The sequence below is a fragment of the Paraburkholderia dipogonis genome, from assembly GCF_046027395.1.
GTDB lineage: Bacteria > Pseudomonadota > Gammaproteobacteria > Burkholderiales > Burkholderiaceae > Paraburkholderia > Paraburkholderia dipogonis_A.
In genome coordinates this window covers 78,994-98,985 of the sequence record NZ_JAQQEG010000002.1, presented here as the reverse complement: position 1 = coordinate 98,985, position 19,992 = coordinate 78,994, and the positions used below count along the sequence as shown (strand labels likewise).

15 protein-coding genes are annotated in these 19,992 nt (G+C 62.3%); 5 read left to right on the top strand and 10 right to left on the bottom strand.

The genetic code is table 11. The features are described from left to right. Positions 1–124 precede the first annotated feature (124 nt). The 3 genes from PQR32_RS02700 to PQR32_RS02690 all read left to right on the top strand — a co-directional run bounded on the left by PQR32_RS02700 (position 125) and on the right by PQR32_RS02690 (position 4,034). On the top strand, positions 125–628 hold the full coding sequence (locus PQR32_RS02700; RefSeq protein WP_408222042.1) for a lipocalin-like domain-containing protein: 504 nt from the start codon (positions 125–127) through the stop codon (positions 626–628). A gap of 359 nt (positions 629–987) precedes the next feature. Further along, positions 988–2,277: an MFS transporter gene (locus PQR32_RS02695; protein ID WP_408222041.1), complete on the top strand. Its 1,290-nt coding sequence runs from the start codon at positions 988–990 to the stop codon at positions 2,275–2,277. After that, the gene (locus tag PQR32_RS02690; RefSeq protein WP_408222040.1) at positions 2,274–4,034 is read left to right on the top strand and encodes a winged helix-turn-helix domain-containing protein; all 1,761 of its coding nucleotides are present in this window, start codon (positions 2,274–2,276) and stop codon (positions 4,032–4,034) included. Before PQR32_RS02695 ends, PQR32_RS02690 begins: the two co-directional genes overlap by 4 nt. Before the next feature lie 133 nt (positions 4,035–4,167). Here PQR32_RS02690 and PQR32_RS02685 read toward each other — a convergent pair whose 3' ends face one another. From PQR32_RS02685 to PQR32_RS02675, 3 genes are all read right to left on the bottom strand, one after another. After that, positions 4,168–4,413, bottom strand: a complete 246-nt coding sequence (locus tag PQR32_RS02685; protein ID WP_408222039.1) for a hypothetical protein — start codon at positions 4,411–4,413, stop codon at positions 4,168–4,170. Between the two features lie 161 nt (positions 4,414–4,574). After that, positions 4,575–5,789 (bottom strand): phytanoyl-CoA dioxygenase family protein, encoded by a 1,215-nt coding sequence (locus PQR32_RS02680; RefSeq protein WP_408222038.1) that lies wholly within the window; start codon positions 5,787–5,789, stop codon positions 4,575–4,577. Positions 5,790–6,067: 278 nt separating this feature from the next. Next, positions 6,068–7,546, bottom strand: a complete 1,479-nt coding sequence (locus PQR32_RS02675; protein ID WP_408222037.1) for a catalase — start codon at positions 7,544–7,546, stop codon at positions 6,068–6,070. 466 nt (positions 7,547–8,012) lie between these two features. On the opposite strand from PQR32_RS02675, the gene hemH reads away from it, so the two are divergent. After that, positions 8,013–9,053 carry a ferrochelatase gene (gene hemH, locus PQR32_RS02670; RefSeq protein WP_408222036.1) on the top strand — a complete coding sequence of 347 codons (1,041 nt, stop codon included), beginning with the start codon at positions 8,013–8,015 and terminating at the stop codon, positions 9,051–9,053. An 86-nt stretch (positions 9,054–9,139) separates the two neighbouring features. Here the strand turns inward: hemH and PQR32_RS02665 are convergent, their stop codons facing one another. The 7 genes from PQR32_RS02665 to PQR32_RS02635 all read right to left on the bottom strand — a co-directional run bounded on the left by PQR32_RS02665 (position 9,140) and on the right by PQR32_RS02635 (position 18,886). Next, the gene (locus PQR32_RS02665; protein WP_408222035.1) at positions 9,140–10,243 is read right to left on the bottom strand and encodes an ornithine cyclodeaminase family protein; all 1,104 of its coding nucleotides are present in this window, start codon (positions 10,241–10,243) and stop codon (positions 9,140–9,142) included. Between the two features lie 38 nt (positions 10,244–10,281). Beyond that, positions 10,282–11,781, bottom strand: a complete 1,500-nt coding sequence (gene tcuA, locus PQR32_RS02660; protein ID WP_408222034.1) for an FAD-dependent tricarballylate dehydrogenase TcuA — start codon at positions 11,779–11,781, stop codon at positions 10,282–10,284. Positions 11,782–11,808: 27 nt separating this feature from the next. Further along, positions 11,809–13,200: an MFS transporter gene (locus tag PQR32_RS02655; protein WP_408222033.1), complete on the bottom strand. Its 1,392-nt coding sequence runs from the start codon at positions 13,198–13,200 to the stop codon at positions 11,809–11,811. 88 nt (positions 13,201–13,288) lie between these two features. Next, complete coding sequence (locus PQR32_RS02650) at positions 13,289–14,656, bottom strand: MmgE/PrpD family protein (RefSeq protein ID WP_408222032.1); 1,368 nt, start codon at positions 14,654–14,656, stop codon at positions 13,289–13,291. Beyond that, entirely contained in the window at positions 14,656–16,074 is a 1,419-nt protein-coding gene (locus PQR32_RS02645; RefSeq protein WP_408222031.1) for an MmgE/PrpD family protein, read from the bottom strand. Before PQR32_RS02645 ends, PQR32_RS02650 begins: the two co-directional genes overlap by 1 nt. Positions 16,075–16,129: 55 nt before the next feature. After that, positions 16,130–17,461, bottom strand: a complete 1,332-nt coding sequence (locus tag PQR32_RS02640) for an MFS transporter (RefSeq protein WP_408222030.1) — start codon at positions 17,459–17,461, stop codon at positions 16,130–16,132. Between the two features lie 9 nt (positions 17,462–17,470). Next, positions 17,471–18,886, bottom strand: coding sequence for an MmgE/PrpD family protein (locus tag PQR32_RS02635; RefSeq protein ID WP_408222029.1), 1,416 nt, complete (start codon positions 18,884–18,886; stop codon positions 17,471–17,473). Between the two features lie 143 nt (positions 18,887–19,029). Here PQR32_RS02635 and PQR32_RS02630 point away from each other — a divergent pair, with 143 nt between their 5' ends. Next, the gene (locus PQR32_RS02630) at positions 19,030–19,959 is read left to right on the top strand and encodes a LysR family transcriptional regulator (protein ID WP_408222028.1); all 930 of its coding nucleotides are present in this window, start codon (positions 19,030–19,032) and stop codon (positions 19,957–19,959) included. Positions 19,960–19,992 lie beyond the last annotated feature (33 nt).

Genomic DNA, 19,992 nt, shown 5'->3' with positions numbered 1-19,992 from the left:
CATTGGAAGTCGTGGCCCAGAAAGCTATCCTACTAGCTTGTCTTCTGATGATCGAAGACGAACCAGGCATCGCACGCCGAGAATCGAAGGGAATGGTCCGCCCTCACGTATGCCGGAGAACGCCATGAAGCCCATGCTCCAAACCCTGCGGGCCGCCGCGCTGGTGGCCTTTGCAATATGTCTCGCTGTCCCGGAGACTTTTGCTCAGGCTGCGCCAGGCGTGGTGGGTTCATGGTCTCTGGTTTCGTTGACTGTCTCAAGAAGTGGTAGCGAAGTCGAAGTGCTCGGTCCGCACCCGTATGGCCAACTCATCTTCGGCAGCGACGGCCGCTATGTTCTGCTCGGCGTTCGTGCAGACTTGCCGAAGTTCGCATCGGGTAACCGCTTATCGGGTACCTCCGAAGAGAACGAACGCATCGTCCAAGGCAACTTCGCGCACTTTGGCACCTATACCGTCGATCCGGCCGGACAAGTGATCGTTTTCCACATTCAGAAAAGTACCTTTCCGAACTGGGACGGCGATGTTCAACGGCGCCCATTCAGCCTCGATGGCGACCGGCTGACCTACGTCACGCCCGGGAGCTTCGGATATGGTGCATCGAAAGTTGTGTGGCAACGAATGAAGTAAGCAGCAGAACGCGAGGTGCATGACCTGAACCTCCAGCGGCGAGATCGGGAACGCAATCGCGATCAGGTCGCCGTACCACTCGCCATCGCGGACCTCGCGCCGAGCGCCGGCTCCCGAGTGCGGCACACGTCAATCCGTCGATCAAGAACCACAAGGCGAATCTAAAGACCTTTCTTGTAAGCGAATTGTCGTCCATCATATTTAAGCCAGAACGATCCTGCACCGTCTTCGAAGTTGGAATGACACGGTAGTGGCTGAACACGTCCCTCCGGCGCGGCGTCCGCTTAAAACGGTAGTTATGCCTGGCGATATCAGGGATTTCCATGCTCGACGATTCGCCCCTAATCCGAAAAGAGTCGATGACAGCGCACCAACGCTGGACCATTCTGGTCGCCAGCACGGGAGGGGCGCTCGAAGTATTCGATTTCGTCATCTTCGGATTTTTTGCAAGAAGCATCGGCAGCGAGTTCTTTCCGACAGGAACTGGCGTGCCGGCGGAGACTTTGTCCTTCACAGTGCTGGCCATTGGCTACCTTTCCAGGCCGGTGGGCGGCATCCTCCTCGGGCGGTTCGGCGACACGCACGGCCGGCGCCTCGTCTTCCTGTCGTCGGCGATGATCGCCTCCGTTTCAACGCTTCTCATCGGAATACTTCCTTCATACGCGGCATGGGGCGCGCTTGCCCCGGCACTTCTTCTCGTGCTGCGGCTCATCCAGGGTCTTTGCCTGGGCGGCGAGTTGCCAGGTGCAATCGTCTACGCCGTCGAAAGCGCGCGCGGCAGACCTGGTCTTCTGTGCGGCATCGTGTTCGTCGCGGTCAACCTTGCGTTGCTTCTGGCGACGAGCATCAATCTCGCCATGCAATGGGCGCTCACACCCGGGCAGGTCGACGCGTTCGGATGGCGGATTGGCTTCCTGCTGGGTGGAATGGTCGGGCTGTTGAGCTTTGCCCTGCGCCGCACGCTTGCCGAGACCGACGAGTACGCGCAGGCCATTGGCGCCCGGCATCGCGAGCCTCTCGCCGTCCTGCTTCGCAACCATTTCGCTCCCCTGGCGACTGGCGCTGGCGCGTCTCTACTGGTGGGCGCATCGGGTGGCATCTTTATCGGCTTCACGCCAAGTTATCTGCAAGGGCTTCAATACGACACGCATCAGATCGCGAGTGCCCAGACGGGGTACCTGATCGTCGTGGCTGCCTGCATTCTCGTGACGTCGCATGCTGGCGACCTGTTGCCGCGCCGTTACGTGTTCAGGTCGGGAACCGTCTTGTCCGCGCTTTTCGCGCCCTTCTTCTTCATTGCGGCCGCTCGTCACTACGCGAGCCTGACTGCGCTGTTCCTGATGGCAGGCGTCGTCAGTTCGTTCGCCAACGGAACCTTCGCGTGCGCGATCGCGGAGATGTTCCCCGTCGACGTCCGCTTCAGCGGCGTTGCCACGGCCATGAATCTCGGGCTGTCCGCGTCGCTGGGACTGACGCCGCTCGCGGCGAATTTCCTTGTTTCCGGCCTGCACTGGTTGCCTGCGCCCGCGCTCGTCATTCTGTTGTGCTCGGCGCTCGCATTCGCGGCTTCATTCGGCATGAAGCGCGAGCGGCGGCGCGCCGACGTCGTCGCTGTGAACCGGACCTCGCGATGGCAGGAGCGCAGATGAACACGCCAGAATCCGTCCGGATCGCGGATGTCGAACTGAACATTCAGCGCTACGAATTGCGCCGCGCAGGCGAGAAGGTCAGTCTCGAGCGCCTGCCGATGGAGTTGCTGATCCTGATGGCATCCCGCAACGGGCAACTCGTCACGCGTGCGGATATCGTGAGAGCACTGTGGGGCGCGAACGCATATCGGGAAACGGACAACTGCATCAATACGGCAATCCGGAAAATCCGCGTCGCGCTTCACGACGATCCGGTCAACCCGCAGCACATCATCACCGTGAAGGGCAAAGGCTATCGTCTGAACAACGTACGGCCCGCGCCGGAGGAATCGGCGCCCGCCCCGCAGGAAGCCGTGCGGATACTGGTTCTGCCGTTCGAAAACCAGACCGGCGACTCTGGTCAGAACAGCTTCTGCGACGCGCTGGCCGATGAAACCTCCGCCAGTATCGGCATGCTCGATCCTGAGCGCATCCTTGTCATTTCAAGGACGACCGCCGCCCACTGCAGACGGGTCAGCAAGAGTATCGCGGAGATCGCGCGCGAGTTGTCGATCGACTACGTGCTGGAAGGTGCGCTCAAGCGGGACGGCATGAGGATTCGCATTCTGGCGCAACTGATCCGTTGCTTCGACCAGGTGCAGATCTGGAGTCGCGCGTATGAGCCGATGACGAATGGCGCGCTGGAAATCCAGAAAGAGGTGGGAGCGGCGCTCGCCCAGGAAGTATCGCCCGCGCTCGCGGACGAGCAACGGCACACGCTGGCGAGACGTTTGCCGGTCGATCCGGCGGCGCACGACGCGTATCTGCGCGGCCGTTACTACTGGACCCGCCGCGTGCACTTCGATGCGGGGTTTGCCGCGCATCACGCGCTGAGCGACGAGGACTTCGTTCGCGCGCGCGGCTACTTCGAACTCGCGATCGAGAGGGACCCGACTTACGCGCTCGGGTATGTGGGGATGTCGAACGTTTTAGGTGCTGCCGCGACGCACGGAGTCTGTGCACCATCGGAGGGCCACCCGCGAGCGCGGCAGGCGGCGCTGCAAGCACTGGAACTGGACGCCAATCTTCCTGAGGCTCACCAGGCGCTAGCCGGCGTGCACTACTTCTATGACTGGGACTGGCACCGGGCAGAGGAGGAGTTCCTCGAGGCGTTACGGCTGAATCCAAGCCACGCCGAAACGAGCCGCCTGTATGCTCGGCTGCTGCTGGTGCTTGGGCGAGAAGCGGAAGGCAGAGCGCAGTTCGAGCGTGCCGAAAAAGTCGACCCGCTCGGGTTCGAAGGATCGCGCGTATTCGGACTCGTACAGGCGGGCAAATACGACGAAGTGATTCGGGAATGCCTGAAGGGCGGGCATGGTAATCGCTCCCCGCTCGTCTATCAGCTACTGGCGACCGCCTATGAAGAGCAGGGTCAATACCAGGAGGCAGTCGAAGCGACCGTTGATGCGCTAACGCGGTGCGGCGAATTCGCCCGCGCGGAGACTATTCGCACGGTCTGGGAGTCCGGGGGTTATAAAAAAGTCCTTCAATGGTATTTGCAGGACCTGATGACGAGGCGTCAAAGGCGCTATACGTCGCCGTTTCTGTTTGCGGAAATTTACGCGAGGCTCGACCAGCCGGACGAGATGTTTCATTGGCTCGACGTTGCGCTTGCTGAACATTCGCCGCGCCTGTGTGAACTTCGTACTAATGCATGGTTCAATCGCTACCGATCGATGGGGCGATTCCGGAACGTCGAAAAGCGTATCGGCTACTGAGCCCTGAGCATCGCCCCATCACGCGCCGGACGGGCCCGGTCGGAACCGTAGCCTGCCACCGTCACGCGCGATGAGTGTGTTCGCTGACACTCATCGTGCGGGACGGCGGTCGCGTAAAACCATTGCGCGGCGCTCAGTGATGGCGGAACGTATTGGCCACGTTACGGCTTTGCTCCCCGGATTGCAGGGTGTTGAGGTCCGGATAGGCCTGCCGCGCCGGACTCATTGCCATTCCCGTTTCACCCCTCGACGCGTCGGTGACGCCACCGACATCCTGAACAGACGTTGCGGTTCCCGATGGTACTGGTTTGTCTTGCGCCCACGCTTGTCCCAGGAACATGCCGATCGCGCAGAGCGCCACGATTCGAAGCGTTTTCATGTCAATTTCTCCTATCCACACGTGCGGAGACGGTCAGTGCATGACCGGCCTTAGGGCGATCCCGGACGGTTCCCGCGAGGATGCGGCGTCGCGTTGCTATCGCTTGGTCAAGCCTGCGATCAGACCGGCCTTTGCGCCATCGACTGAGTCTAAAGAAATTGTTAACACGTGCCAGATTGCGGATCAGTGGAGCGTTGCCGCGCAGCGTGCTCGTTTAAAGCGAGCGTGAATCTGGCGGGATCCCAGTCCTCGTCAAGCGCGCGGTGCATGAGTTCCTGCTGGCTTTCCGGCGCCAACCCGCCGACCGGTGGATCGCGGTCGAGGTTGGTAGGGAACGGGTATCCCTCAGCGCAGGATGCGATCGCCGCGGCGGCTTCCGTGTCACTTATTCGTCCCGACGCGCGGCGCTCGCGCAATACCGGATAAACCGCCTCGCACATTCTCCTGCGGTCGAGCACTTCCATTGCCCGGCCATAAGCCGACGAGACCTGCAAGAGATTCGCCATGCGTTGAACGTCCTTAGTGCGATTTGTGCCGGCCGCATGGAACAACGCGGGGTTGAAAAACACGGCATCGCCCTTGGAGAGCGGCAACTGGACGAAATGGGCCTCGAAATATTCCCGAAAATCGGCTCGGCGCCACGCCAGATATCCCTCGTCATATCGCTGCGAATACGGCAGGAACTTCGTCGGACCGCTCTCAACCGACATGTCGCTATGCGCCACCGCGCCCTGCAGGGTGAGGAAGGTGGACATCCGATGTACGTGCGCAGGATAGCGTTCAGCCTTTTCAACCGTCTGGAAGCCGAGGTGGTAATCGCGATGCGCCTGTTGAGCTGCGCCGCCGGGACGCACCACATTGACCTGCGACGTCATCTGGTAGCACGGTCCAAGCCACGCTTGCGACACCATCATCAGCATTGGATTCGAGAAGTATTCCGCGAATACTTCGGGCGCTCGCAGGCAGAGCTTCTCCTGGGCGTTCCAGATCCGGTCATTCGCGCCCGCCTTGGCGAAATGGTCTGCCGCATGCGAGCCTTGCTCGCGTTCACTGCGGATAATGGATTCGAAGACGGCCGTTGCGTCGTCGACAGGTCCGTTATCGACAAATGCCTGCCGAAGCACCAGCACCCCTGCGCCGTCGTGAAGAACGCGAGCCCATTCCGCCTGCAACTCCGCTCTCCGGGATGGATCGCGTGTCATGCCATCGAGTTGCGGACAGTCGTAAACGGGAATCCGCTGCGTAATTTCCGCCGCATGGCGCGTCGAGCCGTTGTCATCGCGCTCCAAGAGCGCGACGAATTCGTTTAAAGCGCAATCGCGTTCGCGGTACCAACTCTGCTCCCGCTTTTCGATGCGATCCTGGCTGCGGCCCATGTCTCTCTCCCTCTGTACGTCACAGCATAGCCCCATGTCGATGCACTCGCCAGGCGCGTAACGAATCGAAGTGCGGTGCCGTATTCCAAGTTCGCATAACCACAGTCGCCTGCCTCTCAAAGATACTGCCGTTGGTCAAGCCCATTTGGAAGTATCGGACACAGCGTCGAATAGCCACCCTGACGTTTGCCTGATCGAAGGTGTACATCGCGGGGCTGGCAATCCATGAAAGCGTTTGCCGCCCCGCGATAGGTCGTGAAACATTTGATTCAACTCGACTAGCTTATGTTGCCGCCACTCGAATTTGCCTTCGCAAGTTTTCTGACCGCGTCAGAGACACCTGCACCGTAAGCCGCATCCGCGAGACCGCAATGTTCGATATGAAGCTGAACGACCGGATCCGACACGCCCTGCAGTGCGCGCGCGGTGTTTTCGAACAACACTTGCTGTTGCGCGGATGACATGTTGCGGAACAGGACGCCCGTTTGCGAGTAGTAGTCGTCGTCGACCCGGTGATTCCAGTGATCCGCAGCGCCTTCCAGGCTCAGCGGCGGCTCGCGGTAGTCCGGCTGCTCGACCCACTCGCCACGCGTATTCGGTTCGTAGGAGATCGTGCCACCTTGATTACCGTCTGTACGTCCTTGACCATCACGGTGATAGCTATTGACATAGCTCGCTCCCCTCGGCGCATTCACCGGAATCTGCGCGTAGTTCACGCCCAGACGATAACGCTGCGTATCCCCATAAGAGAAGAGTCGCCCTTGCAGCATGCGGTCTGGCGAAAAACCGATTCCCGGCACGATGTTCGACGGTGCGAATGCAGCCTGCTCAACGTCCGCAAAATGATTGTCGGCGTTACGATTGAGTTCCATCACGCCAACTTCGATCAACGGATAATCGGACTTCGGCCATACCTTCGTGAGGTCGAACGGATTGATGCGGTACGTGCCCGCTTCCTTCTCGGGCATGATCTGGACGAACAGCGTCCAGCGCGGGAAATCTTTGCGCTCAATGCTCTCATACAGATCGCGCTGATGTGATTCGCGATCCCGGCCAACCAACGCCTCGGCCTCAGCGTCCGTCAAGTTCTTGACACCCTGCTGCGTGCGGAAATGAAACTTGACCCAGAAGCGTTCATTTACCGCGTTGATAAAGCTATACGTGTGGCTTCCAAAGCCGTGCATATGACGGAAAGAACTCGGCAGGCCGCGATCGCTCATGATGATCGTAATCTGATGCAACGCCTCGGGAAGCTGGGTCCAGAAATCCCACTGGTTCTGTGCGCTGCGCATGCCCGTGCGCGGATCACGCTTGATCGCATGGTTCAGGTCCGGGAACTTCAGCGGGTCGCGAAAGAAGAACACCGGCGTGTTATTGCCGACGACGTCCCAGTTGCCTTCTTCGGTATAGAACTTCAATGCAAAGCCGCGAATGTCGCGTTCAGCGTCCGCCGCACCGCGTTCGCCGGCAACCGTCGAGAAGCGCGCGAACATTTCCGTGCTCTTGCCGATCTTCGAGAAAATCTTTGCGCGCGTATATTTCGTGATGTCGTGCGTCACAGTGAACGTGCCGAATGCGCCTGAACCCTTCGCGTGCATCCGGCGCTCCGGAATGACTTCACGGTCGAAATGCGCCAGCTTCTCGAGGAGCCACACATCTTGCAACAACGCCGGCCCGTTCGGGCCCGCCGTCTGAATGTTCTGATTGTCGGCAACAGGTGCGCCAAATGCCGTAGTCAACTTCCTTTTCATATTCATGTTCCTATCCTCGCATTGGGGGGTAATGAAAACCGATGCAAACCGTTGCGAATCACAACCATCGTTTGTCGATTCAAGAATAGCAGCGCTGTGCAGCTGCCACGTTTGGAATTATTTACTGATTGGATAACAGAATACTAAGTCCCGCATGCCAGCTCATACGTCGAATAAGGACAATCTACGTAGGAAAACTGCCAGCATGTTTCATTGGCCTTGCTGACATGGGTGCTAGCACAAGTCAATGTCACGCATCGCAGACCATCTCGCGTGGCCGATAGTCGCGACTTATTGAAGCGCTAGAAAATACGACTTGGACCTGAAGCGCAGAATTGGCGATGATTGGCCCAGAGGGTGGATCGTTAATCGGCGATACCGCCCAACCCGCAAATGGATCCGAGAGCTAACCTTCAGGTGACGCGAAATGTATGCTGATATCTCTTTTCAGAAGACGTCCCCTGCCGTTTCAATGCCCCGCGTGGCAGTGTTGCTGATCAATCTCGGTACACCAGACGCGCCCACTCCGCGCGAAGTACATCGTTATCTTGCGGAGTTCCTGTCCGATCCACGCGTGATCGAAATGCCGCAATGGCTTTGGCAGCCCATTCTTCACGGCCTCGTGCTTCCATTCAGGCGCCACGCGGCGGCGCGCCGATATGAATCCATCTGGATGCCGGACGGATCGCCGCTGCGTGTGCATACCGAACAGCAGGCCATTGCACTTCGAAGATGGCTGACCGAACGCGGACAGCAGGTGCATGTCTCTTACGCGATGCGTTACGGCACGCCGAGCATCGCGGGAGAACTCGATCGTCTGATCCGGCAAGGCTGCGATCGCATCGTGATCTTGCCGATGTATCCGCAGTACGCGGCATCGACCACCGCAACTGCCTTCGACAAGGTGGCCTCCGCGTTCGCGCAGATCCGCAATCAACCCGAAGTGCGTTTCATCAAACAGTACTTTGCAGATTCACGCTATATTTCCGCACTCGCCGACACCGTACGACGGCACTGGTACGTTCATGGACGTCCCGACTTCAGCCGTGGCGATCAGATGCTTTTGAGTTTTCACGGCTTGCCGCAACGCGCTATCGAGCGTGGCGACCCTTACCATGCGCAGTGCCTCGAGACGGGCACACTGCTTGCCGAGGCGTTGAGCCTTGACGCACAACACTGCAGAGTCACGTTCCAGTCGGAGTTCGGAAGACAGGAGTGGATCGGACCACATACCGCGGATACATTGGCTGAACTGGGCGCTTCCGGCACGCATCGCGTAGACGTGTTTTGCCCGGGCTTTACTGCCGACTGCATCGAAACCATCGACGAAATCGGTGTTGAGGGGCGGGACACGTTCCTCCAATGGGGCGGCAAGGAGTTCCATCGGATCGATTGCGTGAACGCGTCAGGGCCGTTCATCGACACACTCGGGGAGCTTGCACTCGACCAGTTGAAGCACTGGAGCGGCGTCGTCATACAACCCCGCGAGGAAGATGAAGTCACGATGTGCTAAAGCGCATCCACGTCCCGCGTGAATCGCTCGAACACGACCTGCTGAAACCATCGATTCCCCGCGTCACGAGGGCGAGGCACGCTCTTTCAGTTTCTAATGGACTGCAGGAAATAGTGATCCGGCAACGCAATGCCGAGGCCTAGTCGCGACGCTTCCCGATACACGTGGCCGCCCACCGCCGCAAACTGGACGCCCCAGTTGCCCACGGTGTAATAGAAAGTGATCTGCCTGGCATCCGTGCGGCCGGGCGCGCGGCCCGTAATCACATCGGTGTAGACCGGCCAGCCGGTCGTATCCACCCTCTCCCCGCGCGAGACAGGCAGACGCGCCCGCTCGTCGCCGCTTCCGCCGATAAACGCATTCGGGCTGCCCGACACGCGCTGGCTGAAGCGCTCGCTCTCCTCCATCGGCAAGCGTTCATGGCCTTGCGCGATGCACACGTCGAGGCGGTTTGCGACCCTGGCGTCGAATTCACGCGGCGTGAGCGCCACCACGTGCATGCCTGGTTCCAGCCAGTCGGCGTCGATCACGGGCGTCATGCTGTCGGTGCAGGTGGCGACGATGTCGGCGCCGCGCACCGCCTCTTCGGCCGAACCGACTGCTTCGACTTCGATCCCAAGTTTCGCCGCCATGTCCCGCGCAAAACGCACACGGTTCGCCTCGCGACGGCTGAAGACACGCACGCGGCGGATGTCGCGCACCGCCACCAGCGCTTCGAGAAATGTTTCCGCCATGCCGCCCGAGCCGATCATGCCGATGGTATGCGCGTCCTCGCGCGCAAGCAGCCGCGTGCCCAGCCCCGCCGCGCCGCCTACGCGCATGTGTTGCAGGTGGCCGTCGTTGAGCATCGCGAGCGGCTTGCCGTTCTCGGTACTGAACAGCATCACCAGCCCGCAATACGTGCCGGGCTCGACGCAGTACTTCTGCTCGGTGCCCGCGCGGCCATCGGCGTCGCGCGGCCACACCATCACGTCCGATTTCAGACGCACCGCCAGAATGCCGCCGGTCGCGCCATCGACCGAGCCGAAACGGTAATAGCTGTCCTCGCGCTGCGTCGGCACATAGGTGTCGATACGCGGACGCCCAATCGAGGCGCCATCCGGCAACCCGGCGAACGCGCGTTCCTGCACGTCGATACAATCGCGCATCGTCAGCACGCGCGCGACGCAGTCGTTATCGATAAGCAGCATCGTAGTGAGTCCCCCGAGCGTTCACGTGAGCGTCCGAATCAGCGCGCAACCAGTCGCGCCGCGCCTGCCCCGGCGCGCCGCCCGAACACCACGCCGGCGACGAGCCCCGTGCCGCTGCCGTAGTTGTGATAGTAGAGACCGCCGACAATCTCGCCCGCTGCGAACAGCCCTCGAATCGGCGTACCCGACGTGTCGAGCACCTCGGCCTCCGTTGACACCTTCAGTCCACCGAACGTAAAAGTCACGCCCGTGGTCACGCCGTAGGCCTCAAAAGGCGGCGTGTCGAGCCGATTGGCCCAGTTGGTTTTGTCGATGCCGAGCCCACGCGTGCGCAGACCGTCGTGGATGTTCGGATTGAACGACACATCGGGCCGCGGCGCCTCGTTATAAGCGCGCACAGTGCGCAGAAAACCTTCCGGATCGACGCCCGTGAGTTTCGGCGCCAGTTCTTCGAGCGTATTTGCCGTCTCTTTGGTGGTGCGCGCAATCCGGTACTCGTCGCGCAACAGCTTGACGACTTTCTGATCGAAGATCTGCCACGCGAAAAGGCCTGGCTGGCGCAAGACTTCATGCCCATATTTCGCGTACGTGAAGCTGTGAAAGTCGAGCCCCTCGTCGAGAAAACGCTCGCCCCTCGCGTTCACCAGAATTCCGAACGGGTAGTTATGTTTCTGGAAGCGATCGCCGATCGTCAGATCGCCGTACTCGGGCGCGTTCATATCCCATTGCACCGCATGCGCGCCGGACCAGTGCCCCGTCACCGCCGCGCCGATTTCCATCGCCATCTTGTGGCCCCAGCCGGTGTTGTAGCGTGTGCCGCGCACTTTCGCCAGGTCCCAGTTCGGCCCGAGATAGCGCGCACGCATTTCCGCGCTCGACTCGAAACCGCCGCATGCGAGCACCACCGCTCTCGCGCGGATATCGACCTGCCGGCCCTCATGCATGGCGCGCACGCCCTCGATGCGCCCGTCGCCATGCAGCAGGCCCATTGCCTGCGTACGATAGAGCACGCCGATACCCGCGTCCTTCAGCGCGTGATGCAGCGTTTCGACCAGATGCGTGCCGCCGCCCAGAATGTGGCAGGCCAGCCCGCCCCAGAAACGAAACTTGCCTTCGACACGAAACGCCTGCCGCCCTAGCGCAGGTTGAAAACGCACGCCATGCCGCTTGAGCCACAGCGCGGCGTCGTAGCTGTTGCCGATCAGTACGTCGGTGAGATCCGGATCGGCGCGGAACTCGGTGAGCCGGCCGATATCGTCGAAATACTGCTCGCGCGTGTAGGTGCCGAAATCGATATTCGGCAGATCCAGCTCCGCGATATCCGGCGCGAGCTTCAACAGGTCGTCGACGGAATCGTAGACGAAACGGAACGCGCCGCCCGTGAATGCGGAGTTGCCGCCGCGCGCTTCCTCCGGTGCGCTTTCGAGCAGCGCGATGCGCTTCGCGCCGCCTTCGCGTGCGGCAAGCGCCGCATTGGCCGCGGCGTTTCCCGCGCCGATTACGAGCACGTCGATATCGTTGAGTTCGTCGAGGGTCATCAGTTGGCTCTCCAGTTCCAGTGTGATCTAGCGTCGCGGGTATTCGGCGAGCGGCGTCAGCGACGCCGCGTCCACTTCATCCACGACCGGGTTCAGGGTTTCGAGGCTGCGGCCGGTAGTCCGTGGGCCGAAGACGAGCGTGATCAACGCGGTCAGGAACCACGCACCCGCGATATACATGAACACGGTCACATAGCCGTAGTTCGTGTAGATCGCGGCGATCACGAAGGCATTCGCGACATTCGCGATCCGGCCGGCGCCATACGTGAGGCCCGTTGCGCTATTGCGCACGCCGGTCGGAAATTGTTCGGGCGTGTACGAATAGAGCAGCGTCGCGAAGGTCTGTGTCAGCATGCCGACCGCGAACCCGAACGTCACGATCAGCACCGGCGTGAAGCTCAACCCGTACAGCAGACCGAATCCCGCGATCAATAGCGCGACGAGCGCGATCAGATGCTTGCGTTCGAAGCGGTCGGCGGGATAGACCGCGAGCAATGCGCCAAGCGGCGCGCCCACGTTGATCAGCGTGAAATACGTGAGGCTGCGTGCAATCGTGATGCCGTGATGCACCAGCAAGGTCGGCACCCACGCTTCGAAGCCGTAGAAGCCGATCGTCTGCAGCAGCCAGATCGCGCAGAGCGTGAGCGTGCGCCGGCGGTAGACGCTGTTGAACATCGTCATCCACGGCTCGCGCGCTTCGGGCGGCCGCACCACGACCTCGGGCGTCGTCAGCACGTTCCCTTCGGCGATGCTCCTTGCCTCCATCGCCGAGAGCGCGGCTTCCGCTTCGTCGAAGCGCCCTGCTCGCGCGCTCCAGCGTGGCGACTCGGGAAGCCGCTTTGCGATCAGCGGAAACGCGACGCCAAGCGCGCCCCACACGAAGACCCAGCGCCAGCCGTCCGGTCCGTACGGCACGAGTAGCCGCGCGACGAAGTTCGTCAACGGAATCGCGCACAGGTTGATGACCATGGCCCACGATTGCCAGGTGCCGCGCGAGCGTGCCGGGAACAGCTCGGCGATATAGGTCATCACCGTCACCATGCCCGCGGAAATGCCGAAGCCGGTGACGACCCGCGCCGCGAACAGATACGGCACGCTCGGCACGACCGCCGTTGCCAGCGAACCGAGCGACGAGATCAGCACGAACAGCATCAGCGATCGTTTGCGCCCGAGCCGGTCGGACAGCAAACCGCCGAGTGTCGCGCCGAAGAACATACCGATGAAACTCGCGGACGTGATCAGCGCGATTTCATTGATCGCGATGTGCCAATGCCGGATCAGCGCGGGCGCCGCCGACGCGAACGTGTTGATATCGCAGCTATCGAAGAAGAGAGGAATCGCGAACAGGAACATCCATTCGCGATGCATCCGCGAGTTCGGCAAACGGTCGACGCGCGCGGCGACGAGTGAGTCGTTCATGCCTGTCTCCATCTAGTCATGCGGTCATAGCCGCGCGATTGTCTTGCTCGTTCGGATGAAACCATCCAACGGGGTCCCGACGCCTGCGTCAGTGCCGTAAACCTGCTTCGAGTAAAGCGGTCAACGTAGTGATGTCTTCCATACTGTCGATGCGCCACAGCATGCCCAACGCGTCGCGGCTCGCATCGGGCGTCAATACGTGATTCGCGCAGTCGAGAAACTTGGCTTCGATCCGCGCATCCGGCAGCGGATTGGCCGAGGTCCGGCCCGCCGCGCGCGCAACGCGTTTCGACACGCGCCGCCCGTCGCGCAACTGAACGACGATTTCCGCGCCGAAATGATCCGGCTGCTGGTCCGCCAAAGGATCCGGCTCCGCGACGATCTTCGACATGAGCGCGCGAATCGCCGGATCAGCGTACGCGTCGCCTTCGAAATCGGACAGCACCACGCGCCCTTGCGCCAGTGCGCGAGCCACGCAGTACTGCACGCTGAATTTCGCGTCGAGCGCACTGGCCGGTTGCGGGCGGTTCGTATGCTGAAGGCGACGCGGATGCGTCCACGACACGACCGATTCGACATCGTCCGGCTTCAGTCCGTATTCGTAGACGAGCATCAGCATCGCGTCGATTGCGGGGTGCGTGCTACCGCAACACGGATACTGCTTGATCGCAATGCCCGGTTCGACGATGTCGAGTGGATCGGCCCAATGCGTCAGCGCTGCCTCGGCGTCGTAGTGGCCCATGCCGTTGTAGACATTGAAGAAACCTTGGGCATGTTCGAAGGCTTCGTCGCCGGCGCTGAAACCCTCGCGCGCTAGCAGCGTCGCGATCAAGCCGTTGCGCGACGCATGACCGACATGCAACGGCTTCGTCATGGTGCCGAAATTGGCCTTGATGCCGGAGGCGAACGACGCGGCAATCGACAGCGCAGTCGCCGTGTGCGCCGCATCCAGTTCGAGCAGATGCGCCGACGCGGCACACGCGCCGAATACGCCGAGCGTCGCCGTCGGATGCCAGCCCTTGTCGTAGTGGTGAAAATTGACGGCATGCGCAATGCGCGCCTGCGCTTCGAAACCCGCCACGTAAGCGGTGACGAGGCGCCACCCGCTCGCGTGCACTTCTTCGGCGAGCGCGAAGAGCGCCGGCAGAATCGGCGCGGAAGGATGGCCGCCCAGCGTATTGCTGCAATCGTCGAAGTCGAGCGCATGCGCGGCCGTGCCGTTGACGAGCGCGGCGTCGCTCGGCTTCATCCGTTCGCGCGTGCCGACCACGAGCGCGGGACCGTTGGACGGCGCCGCCACGGCCCGGGCAATCCGCGCGCACGGTTCCGCCGAACCAGCCAGTGTGACGCCGATCGTATCGATGATGCCGATGCGCGCCCAGCGCAACGCTGCGTCGGGCACGTCGGCGGAAGTGAACGCCGCGATGCGTTCGCCCAGCGATTTCGCGATGCTCATCAGCGGTCTCCTCTTACTAGCGATAGATCCGGCGACGACCTGTGCAATGAATCGGGCGACGATGCAGGCGCCGCGTCGAGCCAGTGCAGGCCCGCTTCGTCTTCCACCCGGTCCAGCTGCTCGAACAACGTGTGCGCCGCGGCGCCCAGCCGCTTCGTCATCCGCATGAACTTGGCGCGCAATTGGGCCGGCGTGAACGGTGTCGACGGACAGCCCGGGAAGTCCGTCTGTGCCAGTTCGTAGGTCGTGCCGTTATCGAGCGTGATGCGTGTGACGGTGGCAAGACCGGTGGCGTCGGTGGCGACGAGCGTCACGCGCTGCGCGAGTTCGCCGATGGCTTCGTCTTGCAACAGGCGGTCACCGAAGGTCAACGGATCGTCGGCATCGTGCAGCAGTGCCGCCGCCACGCACACCGGCACGCTGTATTGCGCGAGCACCTGATTGGCGGGCAGCTTGATATCGTGATTCGCAGCAAGACGCGGCGCGCCCTCGATCCGGATCGCGACGATACGGTGCGCGTCGATATCGTGCGCGGCGCGCAGTTGCTGCGCGGCATAGACCGGCGTGTGAGCCACGATGTGACACGCGTAGCGCTTCAGGCACAGCGTCGGCGTTTCATAGCGCGTGCCTAAGCCGTCGGTCAGACGCGCCGCGTCAGAGGCCTCGCAATACGCCTCCAGAAAACCGTAGCGTCCTTCGAGCACCGTCGACGGCCCGTCGAACCCCGCCTGCGCCAGTTGCACGGCAACGATGCCCGATTGTGCCGCGCGCCCCAGGTGGATACGTTTGACGAGACCACCATCGCCGGACTTCGCGAATTCAAGCAATCCGCCGCTCAACGAGCCGGCAATACCCAACGCGCGACTCAGCGTATCCGCATCGACGCCGGCCAGCTTGCCCGCAACGATCGCGGCCCCGAACGGTCCCGTCAGACCCGGCGCATGAAAGCCGCGTGCTTCGGCCGAGTGTTTCGTCGCCGTGCCGATCCGGAATAGCACCTCGATACCGGCGACGAGCGCCGCCAGCACTTCGCGTCCCGACGCGCCATAAACCTGCGCGGCGGCAAGCGCAACCGGCACCAGCGATGCGCCGGGATGAACGCCGGCGCCAGGTTGCCGCAAGCTATCGAGTTCCGCCGCGTGGATTAGCACGCCGCCCACGAACGCCGCCGCCTCGGGCGCGACGCGCCGGCTCGTGCCAGGGATCGCGCACGGGCCCGCGGCCGCATGGCTGACATAGCGCAGCACGGCCTTGCCCGCCTCGACTTCGTGTCCGTACAACGCCGCGCCGATCGCATCGATCAGACAGTCTTTGGCGAGCCGCACGATGTCGGCCGGTAACTGCTCGAAGCGCACGCTGAGGGCGTACTCCGACAACAACTGCGCGGCGGTGCGTCCAGCGGATGAAGCCGGCTGCATGAAAACGTCTCCGTTGATCCTGGTGATCAGCTTGGTGACCACTGAGGTGATCACATTACTGGCGCGCTTCTTCGTCGATCACCGACCGATGGCGCGTCTCGGGCATCAGCACATACGTGAGCAGCGACACCGCCGCGCACGCGCTGACGTAATAGAAGAACCACGATTCGTGGCCCGCGTGCTTGAAGCGCAGCGCGAGATATTCGGTGGTGCCGCCCATTACCGACGACACGATCGCAAACGGCAGGCCGACACCGAGCGCGCGAACCCTCGCGGGAAAAAGCTCCGACTTGACGAGCCAGTGAATCGACGAAAAGCCGCTGAGAATGCCGAGCGCCGCGAGGTTCAATGCGAACGCGGTGAGCGCGCTGTGAGTCGCGCCGAGCGCGTGCATCAGAGGCACCGTCAGGAACGTGCCGCCGACACCGAAGATCATCATGACCGGACGCCGTCCGATCAGATCGGACAACAGTCCGAAAAGCGGCTGAAAACCCATGTAAATGACGAGCGCCGCGGTTGCGATCAGCGTCGCGGTATCGCGGCTGAAGCCCGTCGTATTGACCATGAACTTCTGCAGATAGATCGTGAACGTGTAGAACGCGACCGTACCACCGATGCTGATGCCGATCGTCCACAGCGTCTGACGCCGGTGCTGGATCAGCAGCACCAGCAGACTGCCTCGCTCCGTCTGCGGGCGCGCGCCTTCACGCTCGAACGCTTCGGTCTCAGCAATGCCACGCCGCAGATAGAGCGCAAAGACGGCCAGCGCGCCGCCGATCGCAAACGGAATGCGCCACCCCCACTGTTCGAGTTGCGTGGGCGTCAACACGAACCGTTGCAGCACGAGCATCAGCGCGAGCGCCACCAGTTGTCCCATCACCACCGTCACCTGGACGAAGCCGACAAAGAAGCCGCGCCGGCCCATCGGCGCCATTTCGCTCAGATAGGTCGCGCTCGTGCCCGCTTCGCCGCCCATGCTGAAGCCTTGCAGCAGACGCGCGCAGACCAGCACGGCGGGCGCGGCCACGCCGATCGACGCATACGTCGGCGTTAATGCGATGATCAGCGAGCCGACGCTCATCATCGCCACCGAGACGCTCAACGCCACGCGCCGTCCATGCCGGTCGGCGAGCGCACCGATGGCCCAACTGCCGAGTGGCCGCACCACATAGCCGATCGCCGCAACGGCCGCCGCGTTCAGGAGTTGCGCGGTCTGATTGCCGCCCGGGAAAAAAGCCTTGCTGAAATAGATCGAGAAGATCGAATACGCGAGAAAGTCGTACCACTCGATGACGTTGCCGGCACTGCCACCGATAATCGAGCGTAACCGTTCGCGCCGCGCGGCGGGCGTGGCGGACAACGGGAGCGTGTGCGCAGTGGCGGCCACGATGGCTCCTCAGGGCGCGCTCGCGAGAAGCCGCGCGAGTTCTCTGGCGTCCGGCTGATCTTCGGCGTGCATCACCCAGTCGACGATGCGCGCGATCTGCCGTGCGTCGACTCGATGCGCGGCGAGCTTTCTCATCTTGCCGACGATATCCGCCTCGCTCGCGAACGCGTGTTCGCTGCCACGCTGCGCCTCGAGCGTTTCTTCGAGCCGCGTGCCGTCGCGCAACAGCACCTCGACGCGCACCATATGCCGCAGCATGGAACCGCGCGCCGTGATCGACGGATCCTCGACCACTTGCACGCGATCGGCGAGCGCCATGCGCTGCGGGTCCGCGACCTTGTCCTCGCTGAACTGGTCGACGAAGACGTCGCCTTCGAGCAGCAGCGTTGCGACGCAATACGGCAGGTTGAGCTGCGCGGAGGTCAGCCCCTGTGGCATGTATTTCCAGCCCACATGATCGACCGTCACGCGCGAACCGTGCACGACGATCCGCTCGATATCGTCCGGACCGAATGGATGACGCGCCTGCATCGCGCGGATCGCGTCGAGCGTGGTGTGATTGCTGCCCACGCACGAGTAGAACTTCAACGCGATACGCATGGTCTCGAAGCGCTCGCCGAGGCCATCCACGAGTTGCGTCAGATCGAAGCGGTCCGACGAACGCGAGAACGTGCTGCAGAAGCCGCCGTACGGGTTTTCAAACACGTCGACGATACCTGTGAAACCGTTTTGCGCGAGCAACGCGCCGTACAGGCCGCTTTGCGCGGCCCGGCCCGCGTGCATGCGCTTGACCATCGCGCCGAACTGCGCGGCCATCAGCCCGGCCGCCTGCGTGCCGCCGATGCCGAGCGCGTGCACCGTCTGTTCCACATCGAGCCGCAACGCGGCTGCCGCGCCCGCCGCGGCCGAGAATACGCCGACCGTCGCGCCCGAATGCCAGCCCTGCGCGATGTGCTCCGGTCCCATGCACATGCCCACGCGCGGGCCGACCTCATAGCCCGCCACGCAGGCGCGCAGAAAATCGCGGCCTGACATCGGCGCGCCGGCGGACAACAGTTCGGCGACGGCCAGCACGGCCGGCAAGGTCACCGCCCCGACATGCAGCACGCCGACGCGATGCACGTCGTCGAGTTCGAAACTCTGGATCAAGGTACCGTTGACGAGCGCCGCGTGCGGCGCGGACAGACGCATCGGCATGCCCCACACGCGGCAACCCGGCGTGCTATCGACGCGCTGCAAGGTATCCGCAAGAATGCGGCTCCACGGTAACCCGGCGCCGAAAATGGCGCAGCCGAGCGAATCGAGAATCAGCAGTTTGATGCGCGCGCGCACCTCGTCCGGTATCGCCTCATACCGCAAGCCCGCGACGAATGCGGCCACGCCGCCGGTATAAGGGTTTGCGCCTACGTCGTTGTGCTGGTTCATCGTTCGGGTGCCGTTTGGGTGCAATCGCGCGGATTGGGTTGCACGAAAATGTCGCGCCTTCAGTATCCGCAGCCCCGACGCGTTTGTGAATTGCACGCGACGTGATTATTATTGCGTGACATGCAAGAGTCAGCGGGGTGCAGATGAACCGTTTTCCGGGTGTCGATCTCGACGCATTGCGAGCATTCGTCGCGGTCGCGTCACACGCATCGTTCAACGACGCGGCGATCGAACTGAACCTGTCCGCGTCCGCATTGACGCGGCGCATCAAACGGCTCGAGGAAGCGCTCGACGCCATGCTGTTCGAACGCACCACACGTACCGTCGCGCTCACCAGTTCCGGCGAATTGCTGCTGCCGCGCGCGCAGGGCGTGTTGCGTGAGCTCGATGCATCGCTCGAACTCGTGAGCGAAGCGACGCGTATCCGCACCGGTCAGTTGACCATCGCGTGCATTCCGACGGTAGCCAAATTCATGCTACCGAAAATCGTCAGCAGTTATCACAGGCGGCGTCCTGAAGTACGGCTCAGGCTCATCGAGGCCAACCTCGCGACGGTCGTGCAACGTGTCGCGATCGGCGAGGCGGAGTTCGGCATCGCGTTTCTGGTGAACGAATCGCCTGAGCTTGCAATCGACGAACTGCTTGTCGATCCCTATGTGCTGGCCTGTCCCTCGGATCATCCGCTCGCCGCGAGCGAACATGTGACGTGGCCGGAGTTGCGGCCGTGGCCGCTGATTGTCTCGGGCACGTCGAGCGGCAACCGGCGCATGCTCGACGCCGCGCTCAGGGATATCGACTGGCGCCCCGACCGGCTGATCGAGATCGAGCATCTGACCACTTCATTGGGGCTCGTCGAGGCGGGGCTCGGCATCTCCATCATTCCGCGTTGCGCGGCGCCGCGCGATGCGCACGCGCGCATCGCGATCCGGCCGCTGGTCGATCCGACGGTCGCGCGAACCATCGGTCTGATTCGACGGCGCGATGCCGCGCTCTCGTCGGTCGCACGCGACTTTCGTCTCGCGCTGCGCAGGATGGCGCCATTCGATCCGTCGATCCTGCACGAACCTGCTTGAACCTGCTTGAACCTGCTTGAACCGGTCGGCGCG

What these genes read in the sequence shown, in the direction of transcription:
- PQR32_RS02700 (WP_408222042.1), top strand. Translation starts at nt 125, where the DNA reads ATGAAGCCCATGCTCCAAACCCTGCGGGCCGCCGCGCTGGTGGCCTTT.
- PQR32_RS02695 (WP_408222041.1), top strand. Translation starts at nt 988, where the DNA reads ATGACAGCGCACCAACGCTGGACCATTCTGGTCGCCAGCACGGGAGGG.
- PQR32_RS02690 (WP_408222040.1), top strand. Translation starts at nt 2,274, where the DNA reads ATGAACACGCCAGAATCCGTCCGGATCGCGGATGTCGAACTGAACATT.
- PQR32_RS02685 (WP_408222039.1), bottom strand. Translation starts at nt 4,413, where the DNA reads ATGAAAACGCTTCGAATCGTGGCGCTCTGCGCGATCGGCATGTTCCTG.
- PQR32_RS02680 (WP_408222038.1), bottom strand. Translation starts at nt 5,789, where the DNA reads ATGGGCCGCAGCCAGGATCGCATCGAAAAGCGGGAGCAGAGTTGGTAC.
- PQR32_RS02675 (WP_408222037.1), bottom strand. Translation starts at nt 7,546, where the DNA reads ATGAATATGAAAAGGAAGTTGACTACGGCATTTGGCGCACCTGTTGCC.
- hemH (WP_408222036.1), top strand. Translation starts at nt 8,013, where the DNA reads ATGCCCCGCGTGGCAGTGTTGCTGATCAATCTCGGTACACCAGACGCG.
- PQR32_RS02665 (WP_408222035.1), bottom strand. Translation starts at nt 10,243, where the DNA reads ATGCTGCTTATCGATAACGACTGCGTCGCGCGCGTGCTGACGATGCGC.
- tcuA (WP_408222034.1), bottom strand. Translation starts at nt 11,781, where the DNA reads ATGACCCTCGACGAACTCAACGATATCGACGTGCTCGTAATCGGCGCG.
- PQR32_RS02655 (WP_408222033.1), bottom strand. Translation starts at nt 13,200, where the DNA reads ATGAACGACTCACTCGTCGCCGCGCGCGTCGACCGTTTGCCGAACTCG.
- PQR32_RS02650 (WP_408222032.1), bottom strand. Translation starts at nt 14,656, where the DNA reads ATGAGCATCGCGAAATCGCTGGGCGAACGCATCGCGGCGTTCACTTCC.
- PQR32_RS02645 (WP_408222031.1), bottom strand. Translation starts at nt 16,074, where the DNA reads ATGCAGCCGGCTTCATCCGCTGGACGCACCGCCGCGCAGTTGTTGTCG.
- PQR32_RS02635 (WP_408222029.1), bottom strand. Translation starts at nt 18,886, where the DNA reads ATGAACCAGCACAACGACGTAGGCGCAAACCCTTATACCGGCGGCGTG.
- PQR32_RS02630 (WP_408222028.1), top strand. Translation starts at nt 19,030, where the DNA reads ATGAACCGTTTTCCGGGTGTCGATCTCGACGCATTGCGAGCATTCGTC.